This is a genomic window from Wolbachia endosymbiont (group B) of Horisme vitalbata (genome assembly GCF_964028625.1).
Classification (GTDB): domain Bacteria; phylum Pseudomonadota; class Alphaproteobacteria; order Rickettsiales; family Anaplasmataceae; genus Wolbachia.
Map to the genome: position 1 here is coordinate 493,242 of NZ_OZ034797.1, position 17,989 is coordinate 511,230.

General features: G+C 33.5%; 6 protein-coding genes. 4 read left to right on the forward strand and 2 right to left on the reverse strand.

The window, feature by feature from the left end; all coding sequences use genetic code 11:
• The first annotated feature begins 144 nt into the window (after nucleotides 1–144).
• Nucleotides 145–321, forward strand: a complete 177-nt coding sequence (locus ABWU56_RS02470; RefSeq protein WP_264730467.1) for a hypothetical protein — start codon at nucleotides 145–147, stop codon at nucleotides 319–321.
• A 713-nt stretch (nucleotides 322–1,034) separates the two neighbouring features.
• On the opposite strand, the gene ABWU56_RS02475 is transcribed toward ABWU56_RS02470, so the two are convergent.
• Both ABWU56_RS02475 and ABWU56_RS02480 read right to left on the reverse strand, forming a co-directional pair.
• A protein-coding gene (locus ABWU56_RS02475; protein ID WP_353281952.1) for an IS3-like element ISWpi17 family transposase occupies nucleotides 1,035–2,149 on the reverse strand; the annotation gives its coding sequence in 2 pieces (ribosomal slippage) (nucleotides 1,035–1,876 and nucleotides 1,876–2,149; 1,116 coding nt in all).
• A 387-nt stretch (nucleotides 2,150–2,536) separates the two neighbouring features.
• Nucleotides 2,537–3,300, reverse strand: a protein-coding gene (locus ABWU56_RS02480; RefSeq protein ID WP_353281091.1) for an IS5 family transposase whose coding sequence is annotated in 2 segments (ribosomal slippage) — nucleotides 2,537–2,946 and nucleotides 2,946–3,300 — 765 coding nt in all. Because the reading frame shifts where the segments join, the coding sequence is not laid out codon by codon here.
• Nucleotides 3,301–3,404: 104 nt separating this feature from the next.
• Between ABWU56_RS02480 and ABWU56_RS02485 the strand changes: the two genes are divergently transcribed.
• From ABWU56_RS02485 to ABWU56_RS02495, 3 genes are all read left to right on the forward strand, one after another.
• Nucleotides 3,405–3,911, forward strand: a complete 507-nt coding sequence (locus ABWU56_RS02485; RefSeq protein ID WP_353281772.1) for a DUF1543 domain-containing protein — start codon at nucleotides 3,405–3,407, stop codon at nucleotides 3,909–3,911.
• A 708-nt stretch (nucleotides 3,912–4,619) separates the two neighbouring features.
• Nucleotides 4,620–5,867, forward strand: coding sequence for a hypothetical protein (locus ABWU56_RS02490; protein ID WP_264686030.1), 1,248 nt, complete (start codon nucleotides 4,620–4,622; stop codon nucleotides 5,865–5,867).
• Nucleotides 5,868–6,069: 202 nt separating this feature from the next.
• Nucleotides 6,070–17,922 (forward strand): ankyrin repeat domain-containing protein, encoded by an 11,853-nt coding sequence (locus tag ABWU56_RS02495; RefSeq protein ID WP_353281774.1) that lies wholly within the window; start codon nucleotides 6,070–6,072, stop codon nucleotides 17,920–17,922.
• Nucleotides 17,923–17,989: the final 67 nt, after the last annotated feature.

The window sequence follows — 17,989 nt, forward strand, 5'->3', positions numbered from 1 at the left end:
TGAAAAAAATTTAAACCAAAAATTTTGTAGTGTGTTTTGAAACTGAAACTTACGCAAAAAAAATTCTAGCATCACTAGGCTCTGTGGACAAAAAATAAGAGAGAAAAGAAAAAAAAGAGGTAGTTTAATCTAATGAGCATAAGAATGGAAAAACTACGAATGGAATATTATATAAAAGAAAGAAATTGGAAACAAATTTTAGAGTTCATAAAAAGCGTGAAAGGAATACATAGCAAAGACGAAAAACGTTTAAATAGAAGCAGTGTGGCATATGGCACAAACAGTGGAGGCTTTTGCCAAAAATCTATGGCAATTACATAAGTATACACAAACGATTTAAGAGGTGGTGCGAAAGGGATATTTGGAAAAATTTATTGGAGTACGCAAAACGAGGGTCAGATTTAGAAACTGTTATAATTGATCCACCAATGTTCAGCTGGCTATACAAAACCATACGCGTCAAGTTAAGGAAAAGTGACATAATGAGGGAAGAAAATGGCAAAAAACTATTTTATATATTAAGTAGTTAAGTTAATAATTTACATTATTTTAGGCAAGAATTTCCTAAAAAATAAATGTAACAAATAAAATACCCTCTTTAAATGTTGCTATATTTGACAGTATTTCCTTAACTTGACGCGTATGGCTATACAAAACACTCCCAGGAGAAAGAAGCTTTAGGGCGAAACAAAGGTGGTTTCATAACTAAGATACATGCACTTATTGATGCACTTGGAAATCCTCTTATAAGTTTGCTCTAACTGTTGATCAAAGGAATGAGATTACACACAGCAGCAACATTAACTGAAAACGTCTATAATACTACTTTAGTTGCTGATAAAGGCTGCGATAGCAATGTTTTTGTTGCAAGTCTCGAAAGCAAGGGATGTACAGCCCCCAAAACGAAATCGAAAAGTGCAAAGTATAATGCACCCATTTGTCTAGACCATTTTTTTCAAAGTGATCCGATTTTTAAAATGAATATGTTGATAAATACGTCGACACACATTTAAAGTATTTATCAATATATTCATTTACTGTTTATGATAATAAAGATCAGCAGGAACTTTATAATGTAGAGTCTGATGTCGCCTTCTATAGTTATACCAAGCAACAAAATCGTTTATTATAAGATTCAAATCTCTGATACTATTTGGTCTATAATAATATATAGCTTCTTGCTTTAAAGTTCTCCATAAGCGCTCAACAAATATATTGTCGAAGCAACGTCCTTTATGGTCCATACTGATTTTAATATTAGCACGCTCTAATTCCATAATAAAGTTGTAGCTAGTAAACTGCACCCCTTGATCACTATTAAAAATCTCAGGTTTACCTTGTTTTAGAGCTTCTTTGAGAGTATAAAGGCAAAATCCAGCATCGAGATATGGTGATAATGAATGAGCAATAATATAGCGACTATACAAGTCCATTATTGCCACAAAATAGACAAACTTACCTTCTACCATAATATATGTTATATCAGTAGCCCATACCTGATTAACTCTACAAATAATCAAATCTTTGAGTAAATAAGGATATATTTTATGCTTTTTTTCTTTAATACTTGTATTACATCTTTTTCTACAATACAGCCCACTAATCTTCATTTTTTTCATAATTCTTAAGATTTTTTTGTGATTGACTACTACTCCACTCGCTATGATTTCAGCAGTAATTTTACGATATCCATAACGGCAATCAGAAGCCAAATATACTTCTTGAATCAAATTTGCTACTTCACTTTCGTTATTAATTATATGCCTATAATATAGGCTAGATCTGCAAATCCCCAGTAAATCAGCCTGTTTCCTAATTGATAGATCAGAATCTTTTTCTATAAACCTTACTCTATCTTTTTTGCTTATTTCAGTAATTTTTTTTTCAAATAACTATTTTCCACTGTCAATTCTCCTATTACTTTATGTAAACTTTCTATTTCTTGCGCTAAGATTCTTTGTTTTCTCGCACTTTCACTTTCTTCAACAAATAGGTCTTTTAACCTTGCCAATACTCTATCACGCCAATCATATAGATTTGTTGATGGTATTTTATATTCACTACATATCTCAGATGTGCTTTTTTGATTTTTTATTGCTTCCAAAGCTATCTTTGCTTTTAACTCTGGTTCATATTTTTTTGTTGCTATACTTTTACCCCTTTACCTTCCTACTCGGATCAACCATTTTTTTTTGGTCTAGTTTATGGGGTGCATTATAGTCTGTAGAAGTACATAGTGGTGTATGCCTGACAATGGTTTATTTGGAAACAGTAGATGATGCTGGAATCTGGAATTTGCGATAAATTGTATGATTCCATAGAGATTGTTTCAATTGCAAGACAGGCTAAAATACATGTATGAACAAATTAGAAAAAATTCATTTAGGTTGATATCAGAAAGTAAGGAATGCAGGGCTGTAGATGTGTTATTTCTCGCCCTACACTTCGTAAGTGGTTAAAGCGTTATTATGAGGGTGAGATTTTTAATTTTTGTTGATTTTTTAATGGACAGACTTAGAACCTGTCTTGAAAGGAGTTAATTGGCTAATTTAGTAAGCATAGAAGTAATCATATTAAATAAGATATTGTTTTTTGAAGTAAGAGGAGAATGTTCGTAATCCTTGCTCATGCGTCTAAAATTGGAAAGCCAGGCAAAGGTTCGTTCTACAATCCAACGTTTAGGAATAACTTGAAATCCTGTATCAACCAATTTCTTGGTAATCGTTAGCAAACATCCAGTTTCCAACAAACATCGATTTTGTAATTTACCTTTATACCCTTGATCAGCAAAAAACCTACGTAATGTTGGAGCTTTGCATTTAGCTTGAACAAAAAGATTGGTAGCACCATCACGGTCCTGAATGCTTGCGCTGTGTACTTCTGCAGTAATTACAAGACCTAGTGTATCTACAATAATATGACGTTTTCTACCCTTTATTTTTTTACCGGCATCATATCCTCTTGATCCCCTTTTTGAGTCGTTTTCACTGATTGACTGTCAATTATACCTACTGAAGGTGTTTCATTTTTGCCAACCATTTTTCTTACCTCTTTTACTAGCATGTCATGTATTTTTTTCAATTTTCCATTATTACGCCACCTGAGAAAATAGTCATACACCGTTTTCCATGGAGGAAAATCTTTTGGTAGCATTCTCCACTGGCAACCACCCCTCATTATGTACCTTATTGCATTAATAATTGTTCTTATGTTATGTTTTCTTGGTCGTCCTATCGCTCCTTGTGCAACATAGGGCTCTAAAATTTCCCATTCCTTGTCACTTATATCACTTGGATACAACTTACCCTCCTATTTTTTGCTTACCTCATCATACTCTTTTCTTCATTACCTTTCAAGACAGGTTCTTAGTATGATAAAGAGAATAAAAGTAGGGAGAATTTATCATGAAAATATTTGTCATATATGTTGGAGGTAAAACTGAAACCTCTTTAATCGAGCTACATGATATATTTTTTGTAGTAGCAGAAAAGATCGAAGATACTTATGAAGAAGTAAAAGCAAAATGGTGGGGTGTAAGAAAAGGTTTCCATATTGATGCTTGGGGTATATTAGAAAGTGCTGAAGATTATAATATTACCTTAACGAGACAACCTACCCACATTGAAGAAAAGCTTTATTTTGTCAACCTCGGTGGTTACGATAGTAAAAAATTTACGGAGTTGCATAAAAATGTATTTGTTATTGCAAAGAATGAATCGAAAGCTAAAGTGAAAGCACTACGCCAAATACTTAATTGGGAATCACATCATAAGGATTACCTGTATGAAGTTGAAAATTGTTGCTGTGTGAATAACGTTACAGAGAATAAAGAACTTTATATTCACTTAGAAAAGACAGATAAACCTAAAGAATTTGAATTTACCTGTAAATATACACCATTATTCGATTAGTACTACTATAATAACGTAAAGAATTCTGTCCATAAAAAATCTATTTCAATTGTTTTTCAGCTTGATTGATTTTGAAAATATTCACTTATCTATCTTTACTACATTCTACTATACAAGCAATATTTTTTGAAAGAACATTTTTAGGTAAAATATTGCAATAACTAGTAGCAAGAACAATTCAATTGTTTACTTTTTCCAAAACACGAAAATATTACTTATATTTATGAGAGCTTTTTACGTAAAAGGGGTGTTTCACAAAAATAAAAACGCAAAATTATTGCAACAAAGTTAGGCAAACCAGTTCGTACGTAGATTTAGCAAAAGTGAGCTAATGTAGATGATTTTAGCGTATAATAAAATTATTATAAAGAAAAGTTCGTATGGTACACATGGTAGTCCAACTGATTCCAAGAAAAATTGTTCTCACCGTCCCTGGTTTTGAGCACTGAAAATGGCTATATTATTTAAGCTATTAGTAAAATACGTTGTTAGATTAATACTAATTTTCTTAAGGAGGAATTTAAGGCAAACTCATAATGAAAACAGAATTTGAAGGTAAAGAAAAATCCCGTACCGACCTTCTTAAGAGACTTTTGCCTAAAACTACTTTGGGTTAGAAAATTTTCTACAATAATGATTGACAAGTTTTAAAGATAGAATACTATACTTAAAATGTAATTGATAATCTAATTAATTAAGGTAGTGGCTATGTTGCGTTCAGATATTCCAAAAGTTTTGTTTTCGTCTATTAAAGAGGATGATCCCCATAGAGCATCTAAGCTTTTTCAAATTGAACGCTGGTGCTATGCAAATTGGCGTCTGCACCAAAAAAGTGGCAAAAAAGGACGTAATTTTCTTGCACAGGTATTGTCTAGTGAGGATTGTTGGAAAAAAGTAGACAATTTACATGGAGTTAAGCTTGATAGGCAAGTCGTAGGCAAAAAGTTAATTGCGCCAGATTCAGGTAATCTCTTTGATAAGTATGCCATTGCCTGTAGTTGCTGTCTAGAAGAAGATATTATTGCTTTGTTTGAGGAAAGAAAAGAGGAATTATCAGCTCAAGGTAAGAGTAGTCTATTGGAGTATGAGCACTTAGTTAGGTGTTGCGGGTCGGGTCTTTTAGCGCAGTTTTGGTCACATTTTATTAGCGGTTATATCTCTAAATTAAATTTAGATGGCTGTCATCCATATGAATATGGACTTAAGTGTGCTGTGAGCCTTAAGCAGGAGCAGGCAGTGGAATTCTTTTGGAATAAAATAAAATCATTACCTGAAAGTGAGATGAGTGAACAGAAAAAGGATGAAATCTTGATGAAGACAGCAGTATATGTAGCAGGGAACCGTTGTAATAGTTATCCTGAAATATTCGAGTTTTGTTTTAGTCAAATAAGTCCTGATAAATATCCAGAACTTCTAAAAAGAGACTTAGCTGAAAATGGTTATTATGGTAGTTTGAATACACTACAGGGTGCACTTCGCTTTGATAAATTTCAGGAATTATTTGATTGTTTAAAGCCAAATGATGTTCCAGAAGATGATTATAATATCTGGTTAGACATGGAAATCAAAAAACATTCAGAGCCTTATGTAAGTGAAAGTGTAAAGCTTTTTATGCATATGTGGATGAAGGAAGGATTTGATAGCCATCGTGCTTTAGTGATAAGAGAGGAACTAGAGGATAAATCACCTCTTTTCTGTACAGTTTTATTAACACCTTTAGTAGAAAAGGGCTGTATGGAACCAGTATGGGCGTTATTAAATAAAGCTAATTCTGATCAGGTTAAAGAGTTTATGTGTTCTAAACAGGCAGGCTACATACGATCTATATTGGAAAAAAGAGATGCTGATTCATTGAATAAGTTTCTAGCATATAGAAAGTCTACAGATGAAGAGTTCACTAGCTTAACTGAAGTTGAATTAAGCAAAGCATGTGAGCAATTAGGGTTAGGCAATTAAGGTATTATAAGGCAATTCTATAAAGTAGGTGGTGGTTTCTTGTTACTACTTTAGCTTCTGTCAAAAAGATGTTGCATTGTAATACAAATGTTATATACACAAGTCAGCATGTAGGCAAAAATAGCTTTTATTATTGATATCTCTGATGGTTATACAATAAGCTTGGTATAGTGGGTTTAGTATAATATAATGAAGGGGGTTTGTGTTCAAGATACAATATCCAACAGATCATCTAAAAAAAGAAGATGTTAATTCAAAGATTACTGAATTATCGGATGAAGTGCAATATATAGAGCAAGCTAGAGAATTTTCTCAACTTAAGCGTTATCGGAGATCTGATGTTGATTCCGAAAGTGGAAGTCAGATTAAGAGAATCGATGTTCCAGGAGACGGTAGTTGCTTGTTTTGGTCTGTTACTATGGCTTACTTAATACCCGTCAGAAACGACGATGCTTTATTTCGACAAAGGTATGAAGTACTATTTGGAAATGATGGAACTGTAACCCAAAATTTAGATCATATTAGAGGTTTGGTTCGGAATTTAGGTGCTGCGAATTATGATGATACATTTGCAAATTTAGTAAGAAACTTATTTCGTAATCGAGTAGTTGATCACATAAGTTCTTATAGAAATGAGTTCAGAGATTTTGTTGAAGGTGATTTTGAGCGTTACTTGGAAAACATGAGGAACCCTGATACTTGGGGAGGTGAACCTGAAATAAGAGCAATGAGTGGAATGCTTAGCGCAACGATTAGTGTTTCTGGTGAAGTTGAGACTCAATATGGTAATGGGGATATTCAAATACAATTATTTCATGTTGGTGCACCAGGTAAACGAAACCATTATAATTTTGGTCTTGAAAGGAATATTATTGATAATGATAAAGAGCTTGCAAAAGGCTTAAAAAGAGTCATGGGTAAAGTAAGACCACAAGACTTTGAGTTAATACAGTTATTGATAGAGGAAGCAGATAAAGAAGTTGGTATAAGCCGGCAAGATGAGGATTTTAAATCTTTTGAACCGAGATTTCAGTCATTTGTGGATCAGATTCCATCTTATTTACACTCTGTAGAAAAAGCAGGGTTTTTTACACACTTCTTCCTAGGTAGTTTTTCTACTTTGTTGGATACAGAGATGGCAAAAAAGCTAGACATCAAGGAGATTTATTTTAGCTTTGACGGTGCAAAGACTTTGAAGGTAGCTATTATAAAAAATGGTGAAATGAAGAGTCAAAAAGATGTGATCGATAAAGTAAAATTATTTGTTATATCAGAAAGTGGTTCTCATTCTTACACTCAAGAGTTTGATCAAGGTGAATTGAAGGAGGTATTAGGCAAGCTTTACTCTCTTATCGAAAATAACCTAGATAAAATTAAAGTTAAATCAATAAAAATCATTAAAGATGCCGGTCATCAGGGAGAAATAGTTGTTGATGTGAAAGATAAAGGAGTAGACATAGAACATAATTCTGAAGTTCAATTTAAAAAAGTGAGAAAAGGGTTATGGAGGGATCCCGAAGTCGATATAGCGAAGCTAGCTATTTCCAATCAGCGAACAGTTAAAGCATCTTTAAGGAGAATTCTTGATAAGATTTACACAATTCACTCCGAATATGCAGACTCACTAATCTATGCTAGCAGAGCACGTGAAGCAGCACATCATGGGTTTGCGGTAGGCGTTTTCATGAATTTCCACTACAGGTATAATTTTAGAGTCTACCCAGAGCAATTTGCAGGAAGGGGTTATGCAGATATTATCCTGCTAGCTCGTGGTCCTGATCGTGCATTGGATTCTATTCCCATTATTATTGAATTAAAAGCGGGAGCAGGTTCTAATGCTACTCCAGATAAGGCTTTGCAGCAAGCAGAAAAGTATGCACAAGGCTTTCAACCAAATATTCAGCGAGTTCTAACCACTGCAGATGACATTTTATGTGTTGGTGTCAATCTTGATAATCCATCTCCTATCTCTGATATTAAAGTATCAAATCGTGGGGAAGAAATAATTCCTCTTTTTCAAGATATGCTAAAATCTGCTGATGACTGGGATACGCAAAGGATTGGAACAATAGAATTAAAGGGACAGGTGAAAGATAATCTAGAACGTATTTATCATACGTTTCCTGGTACACCTGAGAAGGGAGATAAACATTATTTTAGTAGATTTTTACTAGGGCAATCACTATTGCTAAATAGAGTTGAAGATTTAAAAACTGGTTTTAAAAAATACATTTTTATCTATGGAGACAATATACCTACCGAGGTACGTCCTAATCTTCGTGGGTCTGGACGTTTAGCAGCTGAAAGAGCCAGGGAGAGATTGTCAGCTAATCTTGATGCGAGTCATGCAGTTGTGACAATGGTGCTCATTCCAGAAAATACAGAGAAGTTGGTTTATGTAATAAATATTGTTGAAGCTAACAGAAAGGATGTTCTGAACGGGCTGGATGAAGTGCTCCCTCTTGATAGATTAAATAGAGAAATAGGGAATAGGGAAATAATCGAATTAAATCTTAATTTTGATACTAGGTACAAGTCAGATTTTAAAAGATATCTTACTATTTGGACTGAAAAATACAATTCTTTACAAGAGTACAACAACGGAGATAATAGATTTCAAGGTACTTTTAAAGAAGTTACTTATCCTAATGAGTTAAAAGAAACATTTGATAAAGCACTAGATATCCAATCCTTATCAATAAGAGGATATAGTAGATTATTAGAAAAAATTGGAGAAGGAATCTTTCCTTTTAAGAGTCTCGTTAATAAAGAAGCTCATTTCCAGGGAATATTGAATGGAGTGTTTAGTTATTATAGTGACTTAAAATTACAGGAATCACCAGAAACTAGAGCATTAGTTTTAACTGAGTTTCAAACTGGTAGAGGGGAACGTATTGACATGCTAGTTCATGGTATTAAGTTTGTGGCTCAAGGTGGAAATGCTGAGGAGTACACTCCAATAGGGTTAGAACTTAAGGCATCAAGGCAGGGTAAAGGGGCTCAAGCTTTATTGAGGGAAGCAAATGATCAAATAAATGAAGAGTACAAAGAAGGTGTTACCTATAAAACACTTACAGATGGTGATGAGGTAAAATTTATCGGTGTTGTTTTCGATAAAGGATCTAATAATCCGAATAAACTTATTTTAACAAGTAGGACAACCAAGGAAGGATTTATTCCTGTTGGAGTAGTTCATAGTTCACATCATATGTTGCCTACTGTAGGGCAGTGTTCTAAAAGAAAATCTTCATCGCCGGAGTATCCACCAAGTAAAAAGCCAAGAAGAGAAAGAAGTGTAAGTATGGCCTGCATAGATTCGTTTGATGAAGAAAAGATTACAAAGGAAGAAAAAAAGCAACGTGTTAAAGAGCTATTTGATATTGATAATGCTAAGGATTTAACTAATGAAATTGTAGATATAGGTCGTGAGCAAGTGTTTGATATGATAGGCAATGCTGATAGGACTGATGTAAAAGTAAAAGATAACAATGGTAATGATAAAAAATTGATAATAGGTGATATTATAGAAATGAAGAATGCAGAAAGATATTTTGTAGATGATTATAGTGATGGTATTGAGATCTTAGTAAAAGTAGGCAGAGATAAGGATCGCGTTATAAAAGAAAAAATAAAAGGACAAAATATTGAGTATTATTTAAGCATCGATGGCTATGAAGTAAAATTCGATGATATAATTAAAAATTTTACTACAGATGCAGAAAGAGAGAAAATTCATAATAAATTACATCAACTATCAAATGATAAGCAGTTGTTAGAGAATAAAAAATACATTGAAGATATAGGTGATGTTCAAACTAATCAAGATTACTCTAATATTGTAGAGGAAATTAAACAGAACTTGCTAGCAAAAGGTGTTAGGGAAGATACTTTTGATACGTTTAAAAATCATTTTGATGATCTTGGTGAAAAAGTTTTTGCAGATTATATTAGTAATGTAGAAAGCAGCCTTCAAGAAAAAGGAATTGCATTTGATCGTGATAAATTTGATTCAGCGAAAATAAAAGGAGCAAAAGGTGGAAAGTTTTTTTCCATGATGGCTATATATGACTTGCTTGATAGTATAGGTGATACAGCAACACTTGGACGACATGATAATAATGCTTTAAAGCAAGTATTTGGTATCAATGGTATACTAGATGCTATGGATGATGTTAGGACGAGTGTAAGTATTTCTTCTAATAGTAAAGTAGGAAAATTGATTAGTAAAGTACCACAACCTGTACGTCAAACGTTTGTTAAGATTATCAGTAACCCCATAGTTCAAAGTATTACATTTGCAACTATTGCTTATCAATTTGGGTATAGTATAAATGAAATAGCTCAAGGTAATCATCATCCATTAAATTATTATTGGACAGCTAGTAGTGGTGTAAAACTAGCAAGTATGAGCATAAGGCCTATAAGTGCAAGTGTTAGCTTTACAGTAAAAAGTGTAAGTGCTACTACTAAGATTTTAAGAGGGTTATCTGCTGCAGGTAAAGTTTTAGGTAGGGTAGCAGTAGTTACTATGGTTGCTGATGTATTAATAACAATTGGTGTAGAAGTTCATGAGAGAATAGAGTATACAAAAGCAATAGCAGAACAAGTACCTCTATTACCTGGTGGTGAACAAGCGGAAGTATTTTTTGCAGGGGTAATCAAGTTTTTTACAGGAAGAGATGTAGAAAAAGAATATGAAGACACAATTAGAATAAAAGGTTATTTAACTTACGTAAAAGAAGCAGCTATTAAACTGTTAAATGACAATTATGACATAGATGCGGTTGTACAATACGTAATCTCCATTGAAGAGAAATATAGTGAGGTGATTAAAAATATGGGTGCACAGGCTATATGTATTATGCCATCACCGTATGGTCCTGAGTGTGCGACGCAGATGAAGTGGACATGTGATTTAGAAAAAAAATATAAAGATATCTCTTTTGACAAGATCAATATAGCCTCTAGTGTAAAAAGAGATTTGTCTTCTATTGATATCTCTAAGATATTGACTATGACACCTTATACTTTGGTTATGAGTGAAGGTTGGGAAAGGTTTATCTGTGGTATAAAGAATAGTCCTCAATGCTATCAAGAGATTGAAGAAAAGAAAGTTTATGTTGTTAATACGGATGCAAAACATATCCCTCATCTAACAAAATACGAGTATGAAAATCTTGGCTTAAGAATTGTAGATGCACCATTAACAAATCCGATACAAAAATCTCAATGCAGCAAAACAATCAATACAAAGCACACAGGTGACGATGCGTTCGCTCCATGTAACAGTGGCAAAATTTATAGAAATTGTCAAGAGAGCTTTACTCTCTCAGGCGGACCTTTTATCTTTACTAATCCAACAAGAAAAGAGCATAGTAATACAAAAAAGCAAACATTTCCTAGAGGATCAGTATTATATATTTCAGGACCTAAAACATTAACAGCAGCAGCAAATTATCCAGCAGTAATGCATATTCCAGAGGGTAGTAATATACGTTATGTTGGCTCAAAAAATAATGAAACTATTTTTATTATTAATGACTATACGTCTGGTACTCTTGAAGGTGGACCAGGAAAAGAAAATACTCTAGTAATGAATGTTAAGGCTAATAATGTCGTTGCAAATTTGCATGGTAGAACTATACGTTATGGTAATAGTAATAACATAAGATTGGTTAACACATATAACTATGTGTCTAATTCTGACAGCAAGCAAAATATTACTACTCACTGTAAAACAAGATTGATTAATGTAAAAAATGCAGAAGTCTGGCAGAATTCATTTAACTGCACAGACAAAGATTATGAAGTTAGAGTAGTTAACAAAGAAAATGTGCATAACAGGGGATTAAAACAAACAATATTTGTTGTTAATGAAGATAGTGATAATGCTAAGATAGTAAGTGATTTGGGCAGTACAGGAAAAATAAAAGGAAATATTGACATAATAAAGGTTCAAGTTGCTAATATCACACAGTGGGGAATAAGTGAAGATATAGAAAAGGTCGGCTATAGCTTAGATGTTTTAGCTAATAATACACAAAGTATTGTTTCAAGTACTAAAATCAATGATTTTAAAAATCTAGTAATTCAAGTAAATAGCAATGGAATAACAGAGTCTGTTGCAATACAGGATAAGTCTTTGTCTGATACAATAGAAGATATTAGATATCAAGAGCTGAAAAGTTCAGGAAGTGATATTAGTAGAGAGGTAATACAAAATAGTGCAAAAAAGTTAAAAGCATTTATACAAGCAAGTATTCTAGACCAACAATTACTTGATACTTACCAAATTGCAAAAGATATTGTCAATAACAATAATTTTGACATACCAGTATCTCAAGTAGAAGTTATTAAAAACCATATGGGAGTACCTAGTGAAAAAGTGATAATTGCTGGCATGTACTCAGGTCAAGTCATTGTTGATTTTAGCTATAGTAGCTCTGACGTTACAAGTAGTTATCAGAAATACCTTAATGGTGGACGGAACTATGGTTATGATGACTATCTGATGCTGTGTAATTACTATCAGGACATTACAATAGAAGGAGAGAAAGGGCAACACCAGTATATTATCAAACTACCAGATACATTAAATAGCAAAACTTCATTGTCGCCAATAAGGCTCAATTTAAAAATAAAAAACAAAGTGGTGTCTTATCAAAACATACCTTATAGTATCATTGATTTTGCTGAGTTAAGTGTAACAGATGTTGATGGTATAAGCATAGAAGAAGGTAAAAGGGATTATATAAATGAATGTTATGGCAAATCAATCTCTGACCTTACAGAGGATAGTTTAAAGATACAAGATATTACAATATTTGATAGTGTAGGTACTAAATGGTCTTTATCCATTGGTTTAGTTGATTATTTTCAAAATCCAGAGAATCAACAAATTGTATTACGAATAAACAATGAGCTTTATAAAATTGATAGTACAAACTTAAGGCTTGAGCATCTAGAGATCAATCCTAGCTCTTTCAGATACTATCAACCAGAGGAACAAGGATTACAAATTTATCATAATCAACCTACTAATAAGAATGATGTTGGTTTAGTTGACTTTAGAGATAAGTCTATATTGGATTTTGATACAGAGATTGCTGATGATAGTTTAGTGTTATCACATAAGAATAATACCTTAGCAAAAGTAGAAAATTGGAATACCTATCAACCAGCAAGGGAAATGATGTTTGCTTTTAATGATACGATGGTTTCTAATTTGAAATGCATAGTCTCTACTTGTAATTCAGAAGATATTATAGAGGATTTTTATAAGGAAACAGTAGATTTATTAAAAGAGCAGGTATTTAATGCAACATTGCAAAGAAATAATAGTAAAGCTGAGGATTTGATAAAAAAGATTAAAAGTATAGATATTGGAAATGAGCATGAATTAACACCTTTAAATATGGCTATTCAAGGAGGTAGGTTGGATGTAGTAAAAGTTCTTTTTGATAGAAAGGATTTTAGTGTTGAAAATAAGGACGCCCTTCCTCTGCACTTAGCTGCTCAGGAGGGTAAATTAAATATAGCTGAGTTCCTTATCGATAAAGGTTATGATATTAAAGATAAAGCTGAAGATAAAGATAGTAGAACACCTCTTCGTATAGCTGGTTGCAATGGTAATTTAGATGTGGTCAAATTCTTCCTTAGTAAGGATGCAACAAGTATTGAGGATAGAAACAACGATCCATATAAGATGATGGAAACGGTTAAGGTTTTAAAGAAGGAGATTATTAATCAAGCAGAAACCGTGCCTAACGTAAAAAGATGGGCAGAGTTTTTTGTAGAAAAGTTAAAATATTCAATAAAAAATGTAGTAAAAGAGAAGCTAAAGGATGGTATGTTACATGATCGTTATGGTTCGGTTAATACACTTGCTAATGACATTTATAATTTCGATCAAAGGTTGTTTAATAATACAATTAAGGGAGTTATAAATGACGTATATAGGAAAGTAGATACGAAAAAAATATTAAGTTGTGTAGAAAGCCATAATGATGTTAGTCAGCGTATATTGGGTTATGTGGCTGTATTTAACGCAATGCAAAGAAATAATGATTTAAATAATAGTGCAGTATTTAAGTTAGCTTACTATGTTAAAGAAGCAATCGAGATGAAGAACTATCCTGATGTTCATCAAGAAGAAAGATCTAACCTTGAGAAACTAAAAAGCAGATTGCCAGAATCAGTAAGGAATGCAGTATTTTCATCGAAAGTATGTATTAAGAATATTTATCAAGGTGAATATTTATATGCTGCTAACAAATGTTTCAATTATGATACCGACAGACGAATGGCATTTACTTGGACTCCAAAGAATGAAAAAAATGATAAGTTTAGGTGGAATATTAAACCTGATGGTGACAACTTTTATATAGTGAATGTTGCATTTAATGAAACTTTGTATGCTGCTAGTAACTATTTTAATTATGATAATGATAGACGAATGGCATTTACTTGGATTCCAGGTGAACAGGTTACACAAGGTGTGTGGAAGATTGAGCCTAACGGTGATAAATGTAATATAAGGAATGTTAAGCATAATGAGTATTTGTATGCTGCTGATTATGCTAAATATGACAAAGATAGGAGAAGAGTATTTACTTGGATTCCAGGGGGCAAGGTTATGCAAGGTGTATGGAAGATAGAAGATTGTGGGTCTAATGTAAGAAAAGTTAGAGATATTGTTAGTAATGCTAAGGGAGAATTAGATCAAGAATTGCTAGATGCTGTAAAAGTTGGAGATATGAGCAAAGTAAGAGATTCTGTCAATCGAGGAGCTAATGTTAATACTGAAGACAGAGATGGTAATACCCCTGCACGCAATGCTGTATTAAAAGGTCACTTTGGTATATTTAAATACCTTGTTGAAAATGGCGTTAGTTTAGAGGGTAAAGATCATCGTTGTCGCCCCTCTATATGTGATGCTTCTTATAGTGGTAATTTGGATATACTAAAGTACCTTATTGGGAAAGGCGTTGATATTAATGAGTCTGATAATAATGGTTGGACACCGCTACATTTTGCTGCATGGAGAGGCTACTTAGAAGTCGCTAACTTTTTAATAGAAAAGGGTGCTAATATTAACGTTGAGAACATTTTTGGCAGGAAACCTATACATGTTGCTGCTGAAAATAATAATACAAACATTATAGAATTTTTTCTCAGCAAGGGAATGAGCATCGATGATGTTGATAGATATGGTCGAACACCACTATACTGTGCTTCTTGGAATGGTCACTTGGGTGTAGTAAAGTACCTTGTAGAAAAGGGAGCTGACGTTTATACTCAAGACAAAGGTGGTAAAACATTACTAGATATTGCTACTCATCAAGAGCGCAGCGATGTTGTAGACTATTTAAAACAAGTGCAGCTAAATCAAGAATTACTTATTGCAGCACAATATGGTAATTTTGATGAAGTTAGAGATCTTGTAAGTCAAGGGGCTAGCTTGAATGCTAAGTATAGTAATGGGATGACTGTTATGCATTCTGCTGCTTATGGTGGTAATCTGGATATAGTAAAATATTTTGTAGCAGATGCAAAAAATAGCTTAGAAATTAAAGATAATGGCGGTAGAGTTCCCCTGCACTATGCTGCTTACAATGGTAAGCTAGATGTGGTAAAGTATTTTGTAGATGAAGGGGAAGTTGATGTTAATCTAAAAGATAGTGATGGGCAGACAGCATTGCACATGGCTTCTGGTGGCGGCCATCTGGATGTAGTGGGGTATCTTGCAAGTAAGGGAGCAGATATCAAAGCTAAAGATAAGGATGGTAAGACACCGCTAGATATCGCCATCGACCGAAAGAATGATAGCATCGTAAAATACTTAAAACAAGCTCAATTAAATGAGCAATTACTGGCTGCAGTAAAAGATAGTGATTTTAATGAAGTTCAAGGCCTTGTAAATCGAGGTGCTAACGTTAATGCTAAAGATAAAGATGGTAAAACCCCTCTACATTATGCTTCATGTTCTGTTCATCATTTAGGTATGGTGAAGTATCTTATAAGTAAAGGTGCTGATATTGATGTTAAAGATAACAGTGGTAGAACTCCTGAAGATGAGGAACGTTATACTAATTCTGATACAATGAGGCAAGTTTTTATGCAAGCACACTTAGATAAAGAATTGTTACTTACTGTAAAAAATGAAAAAGATCTAAAGACAATTAGTGATCTTATTGCGAAAGATATTGACGACAGAACGCATGGTGGGTTTTATTATACTTGGAGTGGTAATTTAGGTACAGTAGAGTTTCTTGTTAGTAAAGATGTGAGTGTTAATGCGACTGATAAATATGGCTGCACATTACTACACTGGGCTGCATTGAAAGGTCATTCAGATATTGCTAAGTTTTTAGTTGATAAGGAAGCTAATGTGAATGCTAAGGATATACTTGGCAGGACTCCTATTCACTTTGCTGTTATGAATAATCACAAGGATATTCAAGATGTATATGGTAGAGGTTCTACATACACTACTGCTGAGAGCAGTGATGAAGAGGTTATACAACTTTTTCTCATGAGAGGAGCAAGTATTAATGAGGCTGATAAAAATGGTGAGACGCCACTACACTTGGCTTCTTGGGGTGGTCATTTAGATACATTGCAGCATCTTATAAATAATGGAGCTAATATTAGTACTAAAGATAGTAGTGGCAACACACCACTAGATATTGCTAGAGATAAGGGACATAATAATCTTGTACAGTACTTACAACAAACACAATTAATCCTAGATAAACAGTTATTAAGCGCAATAGGAAATAGTGATTTTAATAAAGTTAGAGGTCTTATTGCTCAAGGTGCTAATATTGATACCAAAGACAAAGATGGCAGTACACTACTGTATTCAGCTGCTGAAATCGGTGATTTAGATAGAATAAAATTCCTTCTTGATAATGGTGCTAATATTGAAACTAAAAATGGGGAATATCAAGCAACTCCTTTGCATGGAGCTGTGTTAAATGAAAGACTAAATGTGGTCAAATTGCTTCTTAATCGTGGTGCAAACGTTAACGCTGAAGACAAAGACAATTGGACACCTTTACATTATGCTGCTGATACCAACAGTCTTGATATAGTAAAAGTTCTTGTCGATGCTCATGCTAATCTTGATGCTAGAGGTGATTACGGCAAGGCACCGCTAGATATTGCTAGAGATAGTAGTATTGCAGAATATTTAGAGAAAAAACTCAATGAAAAAGGAGAAAAACCTGTGCAACGCAGACGCCGTCATCACCACGGGGATCACAATCGCAATCATAATCACTCATCACATAAATTCCTTTCTGTAGATTCAAGTAATCAACCTGGAATAGCAGCAAGTAGTAGCACAAGACCATCTTCATGGATAAATGATTTATTTGGTTGGGTAAAAAGCTCTGTGAGTGGGTTATTAGCTTCTGAGTTGCCTGAAGTAGTATCAGGTACTAAAAGTCCAATCTCACAAATTGATGCAAAGATGGATGTAAATGGTGCAATAATGTTACTTGATGTGCTGGTTAGAAACGTCACGGGTCAAAAGTATATTTCTACAGCAGATCAGTCTATATCTCAACTAGAAGCACAGGGCTATGCACTCAATATTACAGAGGTATTTAAGAAAGTAATAGAGCAAGCTGGATTAAAAAGTGGTGTATCAATGCATCGATTAAATATTGATTTTGTGGAAATACAGAAAGAAGTTACAGGAAAAATCATGAGTGGTAAATTTGATGAGATCTCAGGAGTTTTAAGTTCGTATTTAGAGAAAGCATGTCCTAGTAGAGAAGCAGGATGTCCTGGTAAGTTAAGTTCGAAGAAGTTTGACAAGTTTATGGTAGAGTTTAATAGCAGGCTAAATGTTGTACTAAATCGATCAATACAACGGATATTACACAACAGAGATGGTAGATTAGAAGTTGATGGTGCAAAGCAAATGAATTTAGAGCCTCAAAGTTATTTAAGTAATGCTTCCGTTCAAGGCCATTCAAAGGACAAAGTATCAACTTGTCTTTCTGAGATAGGAGTAACCAAGCTTGTAGGTAATCTCAATAGGTAGGTTATAATATAAGAGTTAATATGCCAAGTAGTGGGAAATTTAAAGTGAAGGTAGCCAAAATAATTAG